At 54.2% G+C, this 20,005-nt stretch carries 17 protein-coding genes; 10 read left to right on the top strand and 7 right to left on the bottom strand.

Going from position 1 to position 20,005, the window contains the following annotated elements:
- Positions 1-236: 236 nt before the first annotated feature.
- Positions 237-1,601: a PLP-dependent aminotransferase family protein gene (locus tag JK208_RS15290; protein ID WP_211576647.1), complete on the bottom strand. Its 1,365-nt coding sequence runs from the start codon at positions 1,599-1,601 to the stop codon at positions 237-239.
- Between the two features lie 305 nt (positions 1,602-1,906).
- Between JK208_RS15290 and JK208_RS15285 the strand changes: the two genes are divergently transcribed.
- The 5 genes from JK208_RS15285 to JK208_RS15265 all read left to right on the top strand — a co-directional run bounded on the left by JK208_RS15285 (position 1,907) and on the right by JK208_RS15265 (position 8,559).
- Positions 1,907-4,054, top strand: a complete 2,148-nt coding sequence (locus JK208_RS15285; protein WP_349292008.1) for a TonB-dependent receptor domain-containing protein — start codon at positions 1,907-1,909, stop codon at positions 4,052-4,054.
- 15 nt (positions 4,055-4,069) lie between these two features.
- Positions 4,070-4,870 (top strand): deaminated glutathione amidase, encoded by an 801-nt coding sequence (locus tag JK208_RS15280; RefSeq protein WP_211576645.1) that lies wholly within the window; start codon positions 4,070-4,072, stop codon positions 4,868-4,870.
- Positions 4,867-6,153 carry an MFS transporter gene (locus tag JK208_RS15275; RefSeq protein ID WP_211576644.1) on the top strand — a complete coding sequence of 429 codons (1,287 nt, stop codon included), beginning with the start codon at positions 4,867-4,869 and terminating at the stop codon, positions 6,151-6,153. The genes JK208_RS15280 and JK208_RS15275 overlap by 4 nt, the downstream gene beginning before the upstream one ends.
- A complete protein-coding gene (locus JK208_RS15270) occupies positions 6,143-6,562 on the top strand; it encodes a hypothetical protein (RefSeq protein ID WP_194263325.1) in 420 nt (139 codons plus the stop codon). The genes JK208_RS15275 and JK208_RS15270 overlap by 11 nt, the downstream gene beginning before the upstream one ends.
- A 425-nt stretch (positions 6,563-6,987) precedes the next feature.
- Positions 6,988-8,559 carry a TolC family protein gene (locus JK208_RS15265; protein ID WP_211576649.1) on the top strand — a complete coding sequence of 524 codons (1,572 nt, stop codon included), beginning with the start codon at positions 6,988-6,990 and terminating at the stop codon, positions 8,557-8,559.
- A 125-nt stretch (positions 8,560-8,684) separates the two neighbouring features.
- Here JK208_RS15265 and JK208_RS15260 read toward each other — a convergent pair whose 3' ends face one another.
- The 3 genes from JK208_RS15260 to JK208_RS15250 all read right to left on the bottom strand — a co-directional run bounded on the left by JK208_RS15260 (position 8,685) and on the right by JK208_RS15250 (position 11,662).
- Entirely contained in the window at positions 8,685-9,470 is a 786-nt protein-coding gene (locus JK208_RS15260) for an SDR family NAD(P)-dependent oxidoreductase (protein ID WP_211576643.1), read from the bottom strand.
- Between the two features lie 568 nt (positions 9,471-10,038).
- Positions 10,039-10,437 carry a VOC family protein gene (locus tag JK208_RS15255; protein ID WP_194268867.1) on the bottom strand — a complete coding sequence of 133 codons (399 nt, stop codon included), beginning with the start codon at positions 10,435-10,437 and terminating at the stop codon, positions 10,039-10,041.
- Positions 10,438-10,900: 463 nt separating this feature from the next.
- A complete protein-coding gene (locus JK208_RS15250; protein WP_211576642.1) occupies positions 10,901-11,662 on the bottom strand; it encodes an SDR family NAD(P)-dependent oxidoreductase in 762 nt (253 codons plus the stop codon).
- A 101-nt stretch (positions 11,663-11,763) separates the two neighbouring features.
- On the opposite strand from JK208_RS15250, the gene JK208_RS15245 reads away from it, so the two are divergent.
- Positions 11,764-12,663, top strand: coding sequence for a LysR family transcriptional regulator (locus JK208_RS15245; protein WP_211576641.1), 900 nt, complete (start codon positions 11,764-11,766; stop codon positions 12,661-12,663).
- A gap of 106 nt (positions 12,664-12,769) precedes the next feature.
- Here the strand turns inward: JK208_RS15245 and JK208_RS15240 are convergent, their stop codons facing one another.
- A complete protein-coding gene (locus JK208_RS15240; protein ID WP_211576640.1) occupies positions 12,770-13,597 on the bottom strand; it encodes an oxidoreductase in 828 nt (275 codons plus the stop codon).
- 95 nt (positions 13,598-13,692) lie between these two features.
- Between JK208_RS15240 and JK208_RS15235 the strand changes: the two genes are divergently transcribed.
- Positions 13,693-14,625, top strand: coding sequence for an AraC family transcriptional regulator (locus JK208_RS15235; protein ID WP_211576639.1), 933 nt, complete (start codon positions 13,693-13,695; stop codon positions 14,623-14,625).
- 69 nt (positions 14,626-14,694) lie between these two features.
- Here JK208_RS15235 and JK208_RS15230 read toward each other — a convergent pair whose 3' ends face one another.
- On the bottom strand, positions 14,695-15,342 hold the full coding sequence (locus tag JK208_RS15230; protein ID WP_211576638.1) for a cation transporter: 648 nt from the start codon (positions 15,340-15,342) through the stop codon (positions 14,695-14,697).
- 70 nt (positions 15,343-15,412) lie between these two features.
- Here JK208_RS15230 and JK208_RS15225 point away from each other — a divergent pair, with 70 nt between their 5' ends.
- From JK208_RS15225 to JK208_RS15215, 3 genes are all read left to right on the top strand, one after another.
- Complete coding sequence (locus tag JK208_RS15225) at positions 15,413-15,823, top strand: helix-turn-helix domain-containing protein (RefSeq protein ID WP_211576637.1); 411 nt, start codon at positions 15,413-15,415, stop codon at positions 15,821-15,823.
- Positions 15,824-16,238: 415 nt separating this feature from the next.
- On the top strand, positions 16,239-17,018 hold the full coding sequence (locus JK208_RS15220; RefSeq protein ID WP_211576648.1) for a helix-turn-helix domain-containing protein: 780 nt from the start codon (positions 16,239-16,241) through the stop codon (positions 17,016-17,018).
- Positions 17,019-17,209: 191 nt separating this feature from the next.
- Entirely contained in the window at positions 17,210-19,423 is a 2,214-nt protein-coding gene (locus JK208_RS15215; RefSeq protein WP_211576636.1) for a TonB-dependent siderophore receptor, read from the top strand.
- A gap of 87 nt (positions 19,424-19,510) precedes the next feature.
- Here JK208_RS15215 and JK208_RS15210 read toward each other — a convergent pair.
- Positions 19,511-20,005 (bottom strand): energy transducer TonB (locus JK208_RS15210; protein WP_211576635.1); only part of this gene is annotated, 495 nt, incomplete at its 5' end.

Genomic DNA, 20,005 nt, shown 5'->3' with positions numbered 1-20,005 from the left:
AGGCCTACCCTCCATCGGTAAGCCTGTGAATCACAACCTCTCGCTCAGTTCAATAAATTAATAGGTCCTGAGCCTAGCTTTAGAGACTTCATATTTTCCGCCTTTCTGAAGTTCAGTCCGGGTCGGAGGCAGGGAGCGATCAATCGTATCGTCCTCTTTGTCGACGATCCGGCATAGGGCGGCTCATAGGATCACGTTTCCAATGAAATAATATCATTCTACAAACAGCCAGCTCATCACACTGGTTTCAGATCGCTTTGTTCAGCGGGAGACGTCGTTTTTCTTGCGGCTCGTTGTATGGCAGCCGCGATGCGTTCGAAATCGCCGGAGAGGTGAGAAATCGAGAAGCGGATATGAGAGGGTGCCAATAAGGAGCATTGGTGGCCAGCCGAAACCCGGATGTTTTGCGAAGCAAGAGAAGCACAGGCGGCCTCATCATTCAGAACAGGAATCCAGAAACTGAAACCTTCTCCGGTAGGGATGTCGATGCCATTGTGGCGGAGAGCAGAGGTCATTTCATGGCGTTGTTCCTGATGATGGCGATAGTTTCCGTGGATGGTTTGGTGAGTTTTCTCATTCTCCAGAAGTCGGGCGGCGACAGTCTGCAACAGACGACTGGTCCAGACGGGACCAAAGCTGCGATAGGCTTGGATTTCACGAATAATCATAGATGACGCGGAGACGATGCCCAGCCGCAGGTCTGGTCCCAAAATCTTGGAGAGCGAGCGCACATGGATGACGCGTGGACCAAGCCATACTCCAATGCTTTCTGCCAGCACGCCCGAAAACCACGGAAAAGCGTCGTCTTCGATGATCCATGTCGAGGGAGATGTTCTGAGGATCTGGGCAAGTTGGTGCAGGCGCGCGCGCGACATACGCTGACCTGTAATAGCATTGATATTGGGCTGCAGATATAGTGCCGTCGGATTTCTAGCCAGAGCCTGTGCCAACGATGCGGGGAGAATGCCGTCGGTATCACTTTGCAGCGGGAGGATCGAGGTACTCAGGTAATCAAGAATATCGAGAATTCGCATGGGAGCAGGATCCTGAACCGCCACAGTGGATCCTGGAGGAATGAGCGCCTGCATGGTGTCGAACAAAGCGCTGTAGGCACCATTGGTCGCCATGAAATCCTCGGCCGGATAGGGCCAGTGCGCGGCACAGATCGCGCGAAGAGCCGGAGAAATCGTTTCGTCGTTATAAGTATTAAGGTTGGGAATAGAGGTCAGTGCCTCGAACGCATCGGAGAGATTGGGCAGGCGGACAGGATCTGGCGTATAGGACGTCAGATTGAGGCTGACATTTTCAGAGCTGAGACTTGCCGTGCGCCTGACAGGGCGGGGCGAGAGAAACATATTGCACACATGCATTCCGCGTCGGCCACGCCCGGCAATAATTCCCCTTTTCCGCAGGTCGGTCCAGGCGATGGAAACAGTAGCGGGACTGATACCCAGACCGAAAGCCAGATCCCGGATTGAGGGCAGACGTGTCCCCACCGGCAGTGTTCCACTCTGTATCAGGGCGGAAATCTGCCGTGCGAGACCCCGCGCAGAGCGGTCATGCAGGCGGTTTACAAACCACTCCGGATTAAACTCTTCCATATCGTGATTCCAGCAAATAAATGTCCAATAACGTAATATCATTTGCGCCAGAGGAGTGAAGGCCTCTTAATCATTTCGTTGCCGACCCTTTTTAGAACACGGATCGAAACGACATGATGAGCATGCCTTCTTCATTCAGGCAGAGACGCCCCCTTTCGGCCGGAGCAGTTCTTCTCTGCGGAACCGCATGTCTCATTTACATGCCGACAGCGTTGGCGGAGACGTCGATCCCACATACGAAGCGCTTCAAAGCCCATCTTGCGGGCAAAGCTACCCCACTGGTGGCACCAAAGAAAAGAACTGCTGTGCAAGCATCCCAGGATGAAAGTCTTCAAGTGCAGGGACGGCATTTTTTTGCATTTGCCCAAGCGCAGCGTCAGCCTGATTCCAATACACGGATTTCGGCTCAAACCCTGCTGGAACGCCGGGTTGTGTCCGTGACCGATCTTCAGAATTTGGCGCCCAATCTCACGGTACAATCCCTGAAGGGGACGCAGAGCATCAACTATCATCTGCGGGGCGTTGGGATGGATGATTATTATGAGAACAACGTCTCATCTGTCATGGTTTATCTTGATGGAATAGCTTATCCGTTTTCGTCCATGACGGATGGCATGATGTTCGATATCGCAAATGTGGATATTGCGCCCGGCCCGATGGGCTTTACTCATGGCATGCCAGATACGGGCGGTGAGGTTTCGCTACAGTCGAATGATCCTACGTCTGACTGGCACGGGAATATTACCCAGGATATCGCCAGTTATGCGCGTTCGCGGACAAGTGGCTTTGTTTCCGGTCCTCTCGCCAAGAATCTATCGTTCAGAGTTGCAGCACAGACAACACAAGGCGGGGGATGGCAGTATAACCCGTTGAATGGGGGGCATCTCGGCGACCAGAACCAGACCTCGCTTCGCGCCAAACTGAAATGGACACCTGACGATAAGACGGTCATTGCCTTGGGAGGACACTGGACGCGGGATCTGTCTGAACTGGTCAATGGCAATCCGGTCATCAACCTTGCGCCAGCGTGGCAGAAATATCCGAAATTCTCCGGCTACCGCCAGACGGCCTGGGGAATTCAGCCCGGTTTTGCAAAACTTGTTGGGCGTCCCGAGAGTCTGAAACCGTCTGAAGATAACATTTTCTGGGGTGCGGATTTCCGGATCAGCCGGGAATTGGGTTTTGCACGTCTGGAATCCATTTCGGCGTTCGAAACAGAGCGTCAGGGCGAATACTCGGATGAGGACGGTACAGAACTTGCGACTGGCGACGTTTATCGAAATGTGAATGGCGACGTCTTTTCGCAGGAACTGAAACTGGTTTCCACTTTACCAGGAAAACTGCACTGGACAGTAGGCGCCTATTACAATCGTTCCCGCATGCAACAGCAGTTTTATAACAATTTTAGCGATTATCAGGGGCGCGGATATATTTCAGAAAGTTCGTACGATCAGAATCAGCAGGCGTTTTCGCAGTATGTGAACGTGAACTACGATCTTACGAAAATTATCACGGTGTTTGGTGGCCTGAACCACATGTCAGACGACCGCCAGCTTCTGAATTTCAAAACGATCAAATACGGTGTGAACACTTTAGACTTCGCCCCTGAAGGGGCGCTAACGAACCAACTGGGTGGGTTACTTGGGATCCAGGCACAGCTGACAGAACATCTGCAAACCTATTTCAAGGTCAGCAAGGGGTTCAAGCCCGGTGGTTTTGCAGCCAACAACACGGTTGCGCAGGCGCAGCTTAAGGCGTTCAAGCCAGAATCCCTCGTGGCTTATGAAGTGGGTTTCAAAAGTGAACCTCTACCAGGAAAATTGCGCCTCAACGGTGCAGCATTCTATTATGACTACCATAACCAACAGGTCGTTTCGAGTTTCCTACTGAACAATTACGGTCCGCTGGGGACGTATGTGAATGTTCCCCATTCGGCAATCTGGGGCATTGAACTCAGTGCGGAGGCGCATCCGGTATCCCACATCTATATCAATGGTAACATGGGATATGAGCGCGGTTCCTACACGTCCTTTTATGCGCTCAATACACCAGCCGTGAACGCCAACAGGGTCGCAACCGGAGTTTATAAGGCGTTTTATACGGATTATCGCGGCGCTGATCTCGGGATTCCGAAACTGACGCTGAGTGGCAGCATCGCCTATCGCGCCAATCTGCCCTACGGCTTGTCTACGGATCTGGGCGTAAATGGTAATTACCGGGATTCACAGGCGATGACGATCGGCGGGACGGGTGCCTACAGGCTTCCGCCATATTTCCTGATGGGGACATATGCCACCATCGGGAACAAGAAACAGGGCTGGAATGCCACGATCTACGTCACGAATCTTCTCGACCGGCACTACAGCATCACGTCCTCATCGCAGAGCACGACATATCAGCATGTGCCCGGAGCACCGCGTTTTATTGGCGGCCGTCTGAGTTACGGTTTTTAAGAGGGGACTGTGATCATGAAAGTCGCATTGGGACAATTTGCAGTTGCTGCGGACTGGGAAACCAATCAGAAGCAGTGTCTGGAACTGATTGAACGTTCAAAAACGGAAGGCGCCGACCTCCTGCTTCTGCCTGAGGGTATTCTGGCCCGCGATATCAACGATCCGGAAATCATGCCCCGGACCGCCCAGCCCCTTGATGGGCCCTTCATGGAAGGGTTGAAACAGGCAAGCTATGGGATTGCCGTAGCAGGATGCGTGAATGTTCCGGACGGGCAGGGACGTTTTTTCAATACGCATTTCGTTATGAAGGATGGTGCCTTTATTGCGCTGTATCGCAAGCTGCATCTTTACGATGCCTTTAACATGAAAGAGTCCCAAAGAACGTCTCCCGGCGTGGATCTGCCACCGGTTCTGGAAATTGCTGGCATGCGGGTGGGTCTGATGACCTGCTACGATGTCCGCTTCCCCGAGTTGGCCCGCCACTTGGTGCTGGAAGGTGCAGAGGTTCTCCTCCTACCGGCTGCCTGGGTGAGGGGGCCATCCAAGGAGCGTCACTGGGAAGTCATGGCCGTAGCGAGGGCGCTTGAAAATACCTGTTATGTCGTAGCTGTTGGAGAATGTGGTCCGCGCAATATTGGCGCCAGTATGGTGGTAGATCCGCTTGGTGTCGTAACACTGGCTTTGGGTGAGGAGCCAGCGCTTGGTTTTGCGACATTGCACCGGGAGCGCATTGCTCATGCGCGTCGTATCCTGCCCGTTTTAGAGAACCTGCGGTTTGCGGCACCTGTACTGGCGCCCGTTTCGGCCGACGCATGACTTCAGAACTGACGCCCAAGCGAGATGGTCTGCGTCCCTGGTTGGCGTTGGTTGGTCTTGTGGTTCCGGTCAACCTGATGATGGCACTCGACAAGAACAGCTTCGCGCTCGCTGCTCCGCGTATCGGACAGACGTTGGGGCTTGATTATGTCCATATTTCTCTGGTGATTTCCGCTCTGTCCTGGTGCTATGCGGTCATGCAACTGCCTAGCGGATGGCTGGTACACCGGCTGGGGCCGCGCCGCGCGCTGGGGATGGCATGTCTGTTGTGGTCCGTAACAACGATGCTTATGCCGCTCTCAGCCGGTTTTGTATCTTTTCTGGTGCTACGCATGGCGATGGGGGCATTCCAGGCGCCGGACTGGAGCGCGAGTGTTGTGGCGGTGCATGACTGGTTTGCTCCTGAGCGGCGATCACGTGGCAATGCCGTATTACTTGGTGCCCTGTATCTGGGGTCCACTCTCGCCGGCCCCCTGACGACCGAAACGACGCTGATGTTCGGCTGGCAGCGGTGCCTGTTCGTTTTCGGATGCTTTGGCGCAGTCCTGAGCGTCGTGTGGCTGTTGCTGTTTCGCGATGGTCCGTACCGTCATCGGGGAGACACGCCAGCACTCCTTCCCGACAAACATGTTGTATATCAGCTTGCCACATCAGGAGGCTTCTGGGCTATCGGCGGCTTTTATTTGTGCATGCTGGCAGTTCAGTCCTTTTATCATGTGACATTACCTCAATATCTTCTCTCGGCACGTCATCTGTCTTACCGGGAGATGGGCTGGGTATTTAGTTTGCCCTGGTTCTGTCTTTACGGTTCGGTTGTCACCAGTGGCTTTGCCAGCGATCGGATCTATGCGCGAACAGGATCGGTTTTTCAGGCCAGGGTGCTGTTTGGTGCTGCAGGAGCCGTAACAAGTGCGCTGTCTTTGGAAGCTGCGGCCCTCTGTCACGGGACTATCGCCTCGGTAGTGTTGCTTTGCGCCGCGTTGGCAGCTCTTGGTCCGTGTCAGGTGTCGATCTGGACTCTGGCACAGGAACTGACCCGTCATCATGCTGCCGTGGTCGTTGGGTGGGCTGGATTCTGCGGGAATCTCGCTGCGGGTGTTGTGCCAGTTCTGACGGCTCATCTTCTTAAAACCGGGCTGAGCTGGCCCAATGCATTGCTTTTACCGTGTCTACTCGGTGTGCTCGGAGCAGTGTGCTGTCTGCTGACAGGATATTTCGGGCAGATCGATGAATGCCAGAATAAATCTTCAAGTAATACTTCACGGGAATCGTATGATGTCTGAAATTTTCAATGGTGTATGGATGATTGAAAATGCCTCTTCTTCATGGAGCGATGGAAAATTTCCTCCTGATATGAGCTTACGCCTTTGGCTCAATTTTCAAGACGGGCGGCTGATTTATCACTCGGAAAACGATACTGACAAAAGCCAGCCTGTCAAAACGCTCGACTATGATACGCCCCTGACCGGAGAAAGCAGCCCATTGCGGGGGAGTGTGCGGTTTGACAGTGTACGTGTTCGCCAGATCTCGGAACGGGAATTCGAAATTTTGGAGATGCTTGGGGACGACGTTGTCGTAGCTGCCTATTGGCGTTTTTCAGACGATGCAAAAAATCTCTGGCGCTGGGGCGTCGGAAAATCTCCGGAAGGGCGCTCTCGATCTTATGAAGAACTGTTCATCCGCCAGAATTAAGCTTTATCGATTGGAGGAAAGATCGCATTTCCCAAAACTATGAAAGCATGCCAGAAAAGCAATTTCATAAGGGTTTGTGGCGCCCGGTAGGCGCGAAAGCGCAAGGATAGTATCAGAGAGCATGAAAAAAACAATCTCCCCACGGATATTGCATATCTAATGCCGCTGCAAACGCAGAGTAAAAAGTCATTATCCAGAACCATCCATCAATCCAGTATACCCTAAAATCAGGGACCAAAGACACAATCAACGCTTCTTTAATCTCTTTGATTCAGAATCTTGAAAATTCTGTTATGTTATGAAAATCAAGTGTTTCTCATAAAGGTAATGCATTCACAGCTTCAAAAAGAAGATTTCGGAAAATTAATAAATATTATAGATAAATCGAAAAATAAAATATTTATGAATATGGAGACACTAAATTGATAAAACGCAAAAGAGGGGTGTTTTTAATAGTTTCATTAACAATTGTTTTATCAGGATGCGCGACGTCAGAATTGGATACAGCACCCTCCGGTCCTGATCATCCATGGACCCCTAATGTCACGTCTGGAGGTGTCATTATTCCTGGAAAAGAGAAAAGGATCTCCGCTTTATCTCTACCTGGAAAATATACTCTTCCTTCCAATCCAAACGCTGCTATTGAGGGGAGTGCGCCATTAATCAATAACCAGCAAAAAACTCCCTATAATTTAGCGGAATTAATTGATATTTCGCAGTCTTCTAATCCTCAAACGAGGAAAGCATGGAATACCGCACGGGATGCTGCGCTGGCCGTTGGCATCATCAAGAGTACCTATCTTCCAACGTTGACGGCGACTGTTGTAGGAGGTTGGTCTCGAGCCAGAAGTCAGACTACAGAAGCCTCTCTGAATGCAGATGACTATGGAACCATCGGCATTAACGGCACTCCGAGGCGGGGAAGCTCAGGTACAGCTGAGGTACAAACTGTAGGCTTGCGCTGGTTACTGTTTGACTTTGGACGAAGAGAGGCATTGATTGGCGCCGCACGCCAAGCCCAGCTGGCTACAAATGTTTTATTCACAGGTGTACATCAAAAAATAATCTATAGCGTTACCACTGCCTTCTATACGCATGCAGCGGCATCCACCCGGGCACAACTCTTGCAAACTGCTCTCGAAAACGCAGAGCACGTGCAGGCTGCAGCCGAAGCGAGACTGAAGCAGGGGCAGGGAACAATTATGGATGTCACTCAAGCACGGCAGGTTACGGCTCAGGTTAATCTCCGTCTTGTGCAAGCTCAAGGTGAAGAACAGAATACATATCTGGCGTTACTTAATAATATGGGTGTTTCAACAAACTCACACCTCGATCTTGAAGACGTATCGGGTCGTCCTCTATCGTTAGAAGACGTTCGTTTGAGCGATGAAGTGGTTAAGGCCGCGGTTGGACGTCGTCCTGATGTATTGGCCGCTTATGCTGCAACACGTTCTGCCAAAAGCCGAATTTCTGCAGCTCGAGCGGCATTTCTTCCAAGTATTTTTATGACCGGCAATGTGGCATATTCAACGGGAAGAACGAGCCTGACCTCCATCCCGAGTGCCAGCGATAGTGTTTCTCCTACTCTTAATCTTTCAGGAAATCGCTTTAGCACTTTAATTCTTGGCGGTATTAGTGTGCCTATTTTTGACGGCGGTCTGCGCGCTGCCATTGTCAAACGTGCGCAAGATCAAGAAGATAGTGCAGAGGCCACTCTTCAGCAGACAGTTAATGGCGCCGTCCAGCAGATCGTTTTGGCGGAAAATGCTCTTCATACCAGCCTTCAGGCCTACGAAGCAGCCTCTAAACTCCGCGTGGCATCGCAAACGAATTTCGATGCAGCTTTATTGTCGTATCGCGCAGGGACAGGATCTGTGACGCAAGCGGAGTTAGCGCAAAATGGACTTCTTGATGCCAATATCAGTCGTTCAGACGCTTATTATGCGGCTCTGATTGCAGCTGCGGGGCTGGCTTTTGGAACAGGCTCGCTGGGCTAGATCATGTTGACAAAACATCCGACCTAGAGCGCATTCCTGATTGTCTCCATCTGCAGATATGTGTCCGTGCCTTCGAGCGCGCTCCGACGAAAGGACGCTGGAAGCCGCCTGAAGGCATTTTAGGTTTATGACATCGGGAATGGTGGCTGGCCGTTTGATGCGGTCACGCCGCCATCCACGGGCATGATGAGACCAGTGATGTAGGACGCGTCGGCGCTCGCTAAAAATGTAATGGCGGCGGCCATATCTTCTGGTTCTCCCAAGCGCTGTAATGGCACCCGATCTTCCACACTTTTGACGAAGCCCTCGTCCTTAACCGCTTCTGCCGTCATGGCCGTACGTGTGACGGAGGGACAGATTGCGTTGACGCGCACACCACTCTTGCCATGGTCCATGGCCATGACGCGGGTCAGGTTCACCACGCCTCCTTTTGCGACATCATAATACGCCGTATTCCAATCTCCTCTCATGCCAGAAACCGAAGCGGTGTTGACGATGTTGCCTTTCGCTTTGATCAGCATGGGAAGAAATGTGCGGCTAACGTTGAGAGTGCCGGTGAGGGTTGTCGAGCAGACGGTGCTCCAGGTTGCCAGATCGCAATCCAGAACGGTGCCCATAGCAGTCACTCCAGCGTTATTCACCAAAACGTCAAGTGTCCCAAACTGCTTCTCGACAAATTTATAGAGATCCTCAACCTGTTCCGGAGCAGAAATATCCGTCAGGGATGGCACGGCATATTTTGGGTCCAGCACCTTTGTAACGTCATCAAGCTTTGCCTTGTCCCGATCAACGAGGATGACATGAGCGCCCTCGTCAAGAAACCGAAGCGCTGTGGCGTGGCCAATCCCTGAGGCCGCGCCCGTCACGAGAACCTTCTTATCCTTGAAACGCGATAATCCGTGAATAGACATGAATGCTTTCCCTGCACAGTTCAGGAGATAAAGCGCTGTCGTCCCGGATGGTTGCCACAATAAGACACTCGGCCTGCCTGACGACAAACCGTCATCCATCGTGGATATGTGGTGTTGGCCATTGTCATTCTGACATCGTGCATTACCGTGGCTGCGTGCGTAGGGCTAATGCATGGCGTGGTGGCTGTCATTCGCATGGCCTTAAGCACTGCGCTGGGTCATAGCACACGCTTCCTTGTCGTTGGCTGGGCAGGGAGCGTATTGCTTTCCTACTCCGCAATCAGCTTCTTCAGCCGATCAATTCCACGTTTTCGGCAATCAATATACCTTCCAGCAGCACCGTCGCGCTTTCAGAATGATGATAGATCTGCGCGTCTTTATTCGCCATGCGAGGCCAAGCATTTTTGCTGCAGCTGCTGCATGGCATCGGGGGACATTGGTGCAACCATCATGGCCCTGTAGCTCATGCAGGCAACCGTTTCATGCTCTGGAGGCTTACTAGAGCCGCCAGAACAGGCATTCAGAACGAAAGCCAGAGAAGTTATAGCAAACAGGCGCAAAACACTTCTCAAACCTGATAAAGTTCCAGAGGAAGGCCGTCTGGATCTGAGAAAAAAGTGAAGAGGCGGCCTGTATACGGATCTGTTCGAACAGGCTCCGATTCCACACCATGACGCTCAAGATGCTGCACCACTGCAGAGATGTCCTGAACACGAAAAGCCAAGTGCCGTAGGCCACAAGCTTCTGGCCGCGATATCCGAGGAGGAGCCGCCGGAAAGGAAAAGAGTTCGATTTGCGCGTCACCAACCTTGAGGTCGCACTTCCAGGAGTCGCGTTCGGCACGAAAATTTTCAGCGAGGACGGGGAAGCCCAGCACGTCAACGTAGAAATGTCGGGAACGCTGATAATCGGACGCTATGATCGCAACATGGTGGAAACCTAAGATGCCTCCTGAAGTCTGCTCCATTTGGTCTGTCCTCCACACAACATGATCAGATCAGTAGTAATGCCACGATCTTTCAATATCCACCATTCAGGCCGCAGTTTACCGGTCCGTACTCTTCCGTCCAGATCGCGGAGGCCGATGTCATCCTCGATCCAGCAAGTAGTCTGGGGACGGGCTGTGATCTCGCCTGTGAGAGCGTATTGATCAGCGACCAAGTACGTCACAAGCGTGGGGCATAGCACATAGTGCAAGTGGTGAAGGCAAGAAGCTGATAAATTCTGCTCACGCCTTCACCTCGGACATACAGGAAACTCACAGTGTTTTCTGCAAGCGCTCACTCGTTGCCGGTCACTATATTATGGCTCACCCATAAATGCTCCGACTACGGGAATTCCTACAATGCAGCAACGACCACAATATCGAGAAGCATTTGCTCAGCCTATTATCAGTTGATGACAGACGCCCTCAAGCTGGCTGTTCGCACTCAGATAGCTTGGCCGCCGGAAACCTCGATCCGCTGTGCATTGACCCAACGATTGTCTTCGGACAGCAGCGAGGCAATCATCGGGCCGATATCATCCGGCAATCCCGGACGTCCAAGCGCAGTTGCTTCCGCGATATGCCGGGCCACCTCCGGATTGTCCCGTACTACACCGCCTGAAAAATCCGTCTGGATAGCGCCCGGGGCAACTGTATTGACGGCAATACGGCGTGGGCCGAGTTCCTTGGCCATGTAACGTGTCATAACTTCCACCGCCCCTTTCATAGAGGCGTAGGCGATCCGGCCAGGGTAAGAGAAACGGGTCAGCCCGGAAGAGATGTTCACAATCCGACCGCCATCCGCGATCAATGGCAGTAGCGCCTGCGTTAGGAAGAGAGGACCTTTCACGTGAACACGATAAGCGGCGTCAAGATCCTCCTCCGTCACCTCGCCGAACAGACCGTTATGCGACGTCCCTGCCATGTTGATGAGGTAGTCGAAACACTCAGCCCCCCAGTCACCCAACACGCGTTGAATCTCATTGGCAAAAGCCGGAAACGTATGAGCGTCGCCTGTATCGAGTTGTAAGGCCACAGCGCGAACCCCGTTGCGTTCTACGCTGGCGACAACCGTGTCAGCAGCAGCCTTGTTGGCGTGGTAAGTGAAGATCGATGAAACACCGCGTCGAGCAAGCGCCTCGACCGTCGAACGCCCGAGGCCTCGGCTTCCGCCGGTGACGAGGGCAATTGTTTTGACTTCAAGCATGGGACTCTCCGTTTGATGGGAACCCGATATTGCTCACCCTATAGACCATTCGATAAGATCGTCCTTTCCGAAAGCATTGTTTTGCATCATGGAACAATCCCATGGACAGGCTTGCCACGCTCGATCTTTTTATCCGCATTGTTGATCGCGGCAGTTTCAGTGCTGCGGCAGCCGCCTGTGGTGTTTCGCGGCCGGTCGCGACCGCTGCGATCAAGACGCTGGAGAGCAGGCTTGGCACCCGATTGCTGCAACGTTCGACCCGACACGTCCGGCCCACGGTAGAAGGAACTGCCTATTATCGGCGCTGCATTGCGATCCTGGCCGATCTCGAGGACGCGGATCGTGGGGCCGCTGGCACTGTTTCTGGGATTTTGCGCGTAGACGTCGTCGGCTACCTCGCGCGCACCATCCTGCTACCTGCGCTACCCGAATTCCTCGCGCGTCATCCTGCCCTGACGGTCCATCTCGGGGAGGGCGAACGGTTTGTCGATCTGGTCCGGGAAGGCGTGGATTGCGTCGTGCGGGCCGGCGCTCTTGCCGATAGCGACATGGTGGCCCGCCCCCTGGGGGTGATGGAAGAGATCACCGTAGCCAGCCCGGACTATCTGGCGCGGCATGGAATGCCCACGACCCCGGAGGACCTTCAAGGCCATCAGATGATCGGTTTCGTATCGTCGCGCACCGGCCAGCCACTGCCGCTGGAGTTCACGCGCGGAGAGGAAGTGATCGAGGTGATGCTGCCGACGCAGTTGTTGGTCAGTGGCGCTGAAACCAGTGCCGCTGCCGCCCGGCAAGGCTTCGGCCTTGTGCAGGCACCACGTTACCGCTTCATTGATGATCTCGCGAATGGCAGGTTGATTGAAGTTTTGCCCGACTTTCCCCCGACACCCACACCGCTCTCGGTGCTCTATCCGAGCAACAAACAGCTTTCTCCGCGTGTGCGTGTCTTCGTTGACTGGTTGGTGGAAATTATCGGCTCGGGGCTCCTTCCGAGCAAGTGAGGTGTGCCGCGAGAAGCCCGGCATTGACGGAAGCAAACCCGTTGTTTTCGAGTAATATTATGGCGGTTCGCTTCTCGGAAACATCCAGCACTGATCTCCAAAGAGATCAGCCGTCTGTCGATAGGGTTAACTCTTCCCAGTCCGCAATTTCCTTTTCCAGACGAGAGAGACGGTCACGAACCAGTTGCAGAGCATCACTCCCCAAAAGGAGTTGAGGTGGAGGCGTGTCCGACGCGATGAGTTGAAGCACTGCCGCGGCGAGTTTCGCTGGATCGCCCAATTGTCTGCCGTTCTTCTCGTGTCGAGCTGCCCGGATAGGGTCGAACAGAGTATCATAGTCCTCGATCGAGCGCTCAGTCCTCACCATCGAACGCCCGGCCCAGTCTGTGCGGAATGATCCGGGGCACAGTGCGATGACATGAACGCCAAACGGCGCCATTTCCGCGCGCATGACCTCTGAAATCCCCTGTAAAGCGAATTTGCTACCACAGTAAGACGCCAAGCCCGGCATGGTGATGAGACCACCCATCGATGTCACGTTCACGATATAGCCGCCACGGCGTTTGCGAAAGCGCGGCAGGAAGGCCTTGGCGACTGCAATGGCTCCGAAAACATTCACGTCGAACTGGTGCCGCATTTCCTCTAAAGAGGATTCCTCCAGAATACCTTCATGGCCATACCCGGCATTGTTGATGAGCACGTCGATCGGACCGTGATCTTCTTCTGTCTGTGCGACAATGGCGGGAATACGATCGAACTCGGTGACGTCACACAGGACCACGCGGATATCCGGGAGTTGCTCCAGTAACGATGCTCTTGCGGTTGGCGAGCGGACTGTACCAATCACCCGATGACCTGCTTCAAGGGCAGCCCGGGCGATGGCCAACCCGAAGCCTGAATTTGCGCCTGTGATGAAAAAAGTATTCTTTGTCATGGCGCTGCTCTGTCTGGTTGCATTCACCTCTTGACCAATAATATTGAACCGGCGCGTTATCTATTGCAGTTCCTCTAATATTCTTGCCTGATCCTATGAGCCCTCATTCCACACCCTCTGCTCTCTTTGTACAAGCCGCCGCCCTTGCACCGCGCACTGGCTACAACGCCACGCTTTTGCCCGGTATTCGCATCCTGCGTTCCGAGACCGTCCTTGAAGATGTGCCGGTCCTTTATCGCCCTGGTGCGGTCTTTGTATTGCAAGGGGCCAAACAGGGGTTCCTCAATAGCGAGGTCTACCGCTATGACGCCGACCATTATCTTGCGGTTTCAGTCCCCGTACCTTTTCGGATGGCGTCGCAGGCCAGCGCCGAACAACCTCTGCTGGCTCTCTACTTTGATTTTGACCTGCATCTGGCCGCTGAAATTGTGACAGCACTGGAGGGACACATGGGTCATGACGAGGGAGCGCGAGCAAAAAGCATGGTTTCAAGCCGGATGACGCCTTCTATTGTCGATGTGCTCCAGCGTCTGCTTCACGCTCTCCATCATCCGCAGGAACTTGCCATTCTTGGCCCGGGGCTACTCCGGGAATTGCATTATCGTGTCCTGATCGGTCCACAGGGGAACGCCCTGATGGCAGCGCTGCGTGGCCACAACACGACAGACAGGATCGTACACAGCCTGACGCTGATCCGCGAACGCTATAATGCTAGACTGTCGGTGCCAGAACTGGCTGCCGAGGCCGGTATGAGCGTTCCGTCCTATCACGCCGACTTTAAGGCCCTCACTGGAACGACCCCGATCCAATACATCAAGGCTTTGCGGCTACACGAAGCCCGGTTGATGGTTTCACGTCGCAAGGGTTCAATGGCCACGATTTCTGCCGAAGTCGGCTATGCCAGTCCCGCCCAGTTCAGCCGGGATTTCAGGCGCCACTTCCATCGCACCCCAAGCGAAGAGGCTAAATGGATGCAAGAACATCTGGGAGAGTCGACCTTACAAGTCGAATTGCTTGTGCCGCCTTGAAAAAGGTCGGGAGCACCGGCAGGCTGCGTAGATCGTCTTCAGATCGAACTGGCCATGAGGACGCTGATGTCAGCCCGCCAGACCCATTTTGACGCTGGCGGTTTCCATACGGGCATGGCGCACAATCTGTGCCCCGCCATGCAGACCCAGTCCTCCCATGATAAAAGCCACGATGATATCCGGCCATCCCGTACCGGTGCCGAAAACGCCCAATGCCGCCAGTACAACCGCCAGATTGCCGATAGCGTCATTGCGCGAGCAGATCCAGACCGAGCGCATGTTCGCGTCCCCACTGCGGAAGCGGTACAGCATCAGAGCAACACCCCCATTGGCCAGCAGTGCCAGCGCGCCGATCAGGCCCATGGTTTCGGCATGTGGCACAGTGCCTGACCAAGCATGCCACAGCGTATTGCCCAGCACCCAGAGCGCGAAGACCAGCATGGTCACGCCCTTGAGCATTGCCGCTCGGCTACGCCACGCCAGCGCCATACCCGTGACGGTAAGGCTAATGGCGTAATTGGCGGTGTCTCCGAAGAAGTCGAGCGCATCCGCCTGCAGGGAGGGGGAACCCGCCATGACGGCGGCGATAATCTCGGTCAGGAAAAAACCGCCATTGACGATCAGCGCGACCCACAGTGCTCGGTGCCAGTGGCGGTCATCGCGACCAGTCGAAGGAGAGACGGAACTCGGGCAGCAGGAGTCATGACAGCAGGGCATGGGGACACTCTCGCAAAAAACGACGAGCACCCCATATCCACCCTGTAGTCACTACAGGGTCAAGAACTTCATGATGCAGACATATACGATCGGGCAGCTTGGCCGCCTGACGGACGCGAAGGTTGAAACCGTCCGGTACTATGAACGCATCGGATTGCTGCCGCATCCACCACGGAGCGTTGGCAATTACCGCGTTTATGATGGCGCGCATCTGGCGCGTCTGGGCTTTATCCGCCGGGCGCGTGAACTCGGCTTTCCGCTGGATCAGGTTCGGGAGTTGCTGGAATTGTCCGGGCAGGAGGCTCGGTCCTGTGAACAGGTGGACGAACCTGTCCAGGCCCATGTCACGGATATCGAGCGCAGGATTCACGATCTGCAGACACTCCGACAGGAACTGACACAACTTCTTGCGCAATGTCAGCATGGCAAGATTGCCGAATGCCGGATCATTGAGGCGTTTCAGCCTCGTGTGACAGGGTAAACAACGGCCTAACGTTGGGCTCCCCGTTATCCACGTCAAATGTGGTTCACCGCACCCCGGAAGGCGCCATCTGTCGGACCGGTCATGCTGGTATCGTCTCTTCATGGGGCTGATGGGTCCGCGCAATGGGGGACCGAACCGCCCTGGAATCGGAGAAGGCCGGTTTGCACGCATGACGCAGTATGGGGCGTAGTCCATAGTTGTACGGAACTGTTTTTCTGTCTCTGTCGTGTGCAAAGCCTGTGCGACAAGTCCAGACGGCCCTCTACAGGTCTTATTGATACAAAAATCGCCTTGGTAGCCTGAAAGTGGTGTGTAATACCCGGCTGAGACCGTCCTAAACAGATGATGGAGCACCGGACGTGGTCATCATGCCGGATATCTTTTGAAGAAAAACCACTTGGGTCATGGTGGTATGAAGCGAACGGCGGACCTACCAGTTTGTCCGCCCCCGGTCGTAGGTTTTGCAGATCGTTATGCAGACGGTTTTGTGGACACATATCATAGACATGACCGCGCCCAGCTTTCTCTGTTTCTTGGAGGAACGGTCACTGTCAGCGCTCTGGGCCAGAGTTTCGTACTGGGCACCGGGCAGGGACTGTGGCTTCCCGCCAACACCCTCCATCAAGCGGAGTGCCGCACAGACCTTACATTTCAGGTGGTTTATGTCGATCCGGGTCTGACCGAAGTCACTGATCTTCCCTGCAAGATGTTTGATGTTTCGTCTCTCATGCGCGGGCTCGTGGATGAGATCATTGCCATGCAATACGAATTTGTCATGGATGAGCGCATGACAGCCATCGCACGGCTTCTGGCCGATGAAATCCGCCGCGCCACTCCCATTATGAACCGGCTGATTTTTCCCGCCGATCAGCGTCTGTTGCGTGTGTGTATGGCTATTGTCGCCCAACCCGGAGACTGTCGGGACATCGACCACTGGGCACGCGAGGCTGGCATGGCCAGACGGACCTTTACACGACTGTTCCATCAGGAAATGGGTATGGGCTTTGCTGCCTGGCGCCGTCGTGTCCGGGTGATTGAGGCAGCATCCCGCATCGCTGCCGGGCAACCTGTCTCCGAAGTGGCATTTGAACTGGGGTACGAGAACGCTGGCAGTTTCAGCACCATGTTTCATCGGACGTTCGGAATGTCTCCCCGGGCCCTGCGGGCGACCACACTGACACCGGTTCCGTAACTCCCAACCGTCCTTCCGGCACTTTCCATTATCGTCGATCAGGCAGATTTTGTTTGCGTTCGGGCCAATGGCTTTCGCATCGGTTGATGACGCTTGCAAATATGACTAGGAGCGCAATTAAGAGTTATTCTCAAAAAAACAGACCGCCGACCCTCTGGGTGCAGAAGCCGGTAACGACACATGGGTGGGGTATGCAGCGTAACAGGATCATCTACACGGGCCTTTTTTTGATCGTCCTGAATGATACGGCTTTCGCAGCCGATCAGGAAAAAAAGCCTGATGCAGGTCGGCGTTCAGAAGCAGTCGTAGCTGCGCAGACTTCTCCAAAAACCGCGGAAACACACGCAAAGGATGTTGAGCAGATCAAGGTTCGCGCTCATCTCGCATCGACCGTCGCTTCATCGGCCACCAAATCGAACACACCGCTTGTCGAGACCGCCCAGTCCGTGACGGTCATCACCCGTGACGAGATGGATGCGCGTGGTGTGCTGAACCTCAATCAGGCCGTCCGCTATGCTGCGGGTGTGACTGCGGATACACGCGGTGGGGAAGGGACGCGCTATGATCTTTTTGATCTTCGCGGATTTACCGTTCCAACCTTCCTGGATGGCTTGAAATTTCAGGACAGTCCGACAGGTTTTGCGGTAGCCCAGACCGATACGTTCCGGCTGGATCGCGTCGAGCTTCTCAAAGGACCGGCCTCCGCGCTTTACGGCCAGTCGAGCCCCGGTGGCCTGACGGCCATGTCCAGCAAACTCCCCACGGACCAGCGGTTCTATGGCGGCGTAAATGCGACGGGCGGGATGTTCGATCTTTATCGTGTTGATGCGGATGTGGGTGGTTTTGCGACGAATGACGGGATGGTCCGTTATCGCGTTTACGGGACGGTCAACGGACAGCACACGCAGTTGAGCAGGACCGGAAGTCGGCGTTTCAGCATCAGTCCATCCTTTACGTTCGGTGGCGATGGCCCGACGACCCTGACTTTGCTTGGGAACTACCAATATGACCCGGAGAACGGCTCTTATGGTGGCGTTCCACTGATCGGCTCTCTCAAACGGGCCTCCTACGGGTATCTGCCGCGCAATTTCTATGACGGCGATGTATCAGCAGAAAAATTCAATCGTCGTCAGGGTGCCATTACCTACATTCTGAACCATCGCTTCAATGATGACTGGAGCTTCAGCACGCGCGGTCGGTATGATGACATCAGAACGGTTTATCGCAGTGTTTATAACAACGGATATTACGACAGTGATGACGGTATCAGCGGCCAGATGCTGTCGCGTTCAGCTTATGGGACGCAGGAACATACCTATAATCTGGCCTTTGACAGTCAGTTCAAGGGGAAAGTCCGTACAGGTCCGTTACGTCATACGCTGATGTTCGGCTTTGACTACATGCAGCAGAAGGCGAACGATACGGAGGCCTCTGGCGATGCACCTGATCTGGACGTACTGCACCCGGACTATCATATGATTATTCCGGATCTGACGCCCTATCTGCACTATGTTACGAAGTCCCATCAGGCGGGCGTTTATGGTCAGGACGAGATCCGCTGGAAACGTCTGATCCTGACGGGCAGTCTCCGTAATGACTGGTACCGGTCGAGACAGGTCGAATATTTCGAGCAGTCGAATACCCGGCAGAGTGCAAGCCAGATCACCTGGCGTGCGTCTGGTCTGTATCATTTCGATTTTGGTCTTTCACCTTATATCAGCTACTCGACATCCTTTCAGCCACAGTCCGGTACGGTGTCGAATGACGGAGGGGCAACGCTGCGTCAGGCTCATCCATCCATCGGAAAGCAGCTTGAAGGCGGCCTGAAATACCAGATCCCCGGCACGTCCGTCCTTTTGACTGCGGCGGGTTTTCATATCGAGCAGAGCAACGTGCTCGTCTCCGTTGCCAATACCGGATACAGCCTGCAAAGCGGGCTTGTTCATTCGGACGGTTTCGAATTTGAAGCACATGCCCAGCCATTCCATAATCTGATGGTTACAGCGGCCGTCAGCTTCCAGAAGGTCAAGGATGATTCTACCGGCAAGCCACTGATCCAGTCCGGCAAGGGGAATGCCTCCCTGTTTGCTTTCTATACGATGCCCTCCGGCCCGCTCAAGGGCTTCGGCTTTGGCGGGGGTATGCGGTATTCGAACAAGGTTTATGGCGGCGAAGCGACATATGGGAGTGTTTGGCTTCCGCAATATGCTCTTTTCGACGCATCCGTGGCTTATGATCTGAAAAACATGTCACACTCCCTGCGTGGCTGGAAAGTGTCTGCCAGTGTGAGAAACCTGTTTGATAAAAACTATATTGCGAACTGCTTCGCCTACGGCGCTGATGGGCAATACTGCTACTATGGTGAACGCCGGAATGCTCAGGCCAGTATAGGATACAGCTGGTAAGGTTTATATCACGTTCATACTTTCTCCTGTGCCTGGGAAAATGGCACTTCATCAAATTCAGAGCTGGTCTCTCACGGGGCATGAACTTCAGCTATGGTCGGAATGAATATAGAATTCGACGGGAACGGTCAGGGTGATGGGATCACCCTCGACTGTATCAGGCGGTGGCGGCAAGGGCTGCGCGCGCTTGGGAAGGGCTACAGCTTCCTGATCCAGAAGCGGATGACCCGAGCTGCTGGCGAGCGTTACTGAGAGAACATGCCCTTTGCGGTCCATCGAGAAAGTGACCGTCGGGGCGCCTTCTTCGTGATCAGCCATGGCGTCGGCGGGATAGCGTTTGAATTTCTCGAGTTGCGCCAGCAACGCCCCCTGCCATGTGACAGGATCATGTGAGGCACGGGACGAGGACGCTCCCGGTGCAGGTGTGGTCTGTGACGGGGCGGGGGGGGCCTCAGAGGAAGGCGGCGCGGTTGTCTGATCCGCTGGCGGTATCTTGTCCGGGCTCGGCTTCCGGTGCAGGGGAACCGGGAGATGTTTCTTCACGATCCTATGGGGTTTTTCCGGCTTGGGCACAGGAACAGG

The organism is Gluconobacter sp. Dm-74 (assembly GCF_018256135.1).
GTDB classification, from domain to species: Bacteria; Pseudomonadota; Alphaproteobacteria; order Acetobacterales; family Acetobacteraceae; genus Gluconobacter; species Gluconobacter cadivus.
The sequence above is the reverse complement of the archived record's forward strand: the minus strand, read 5'-3'. Positions and strand labels throughout refer to the sequence as shown.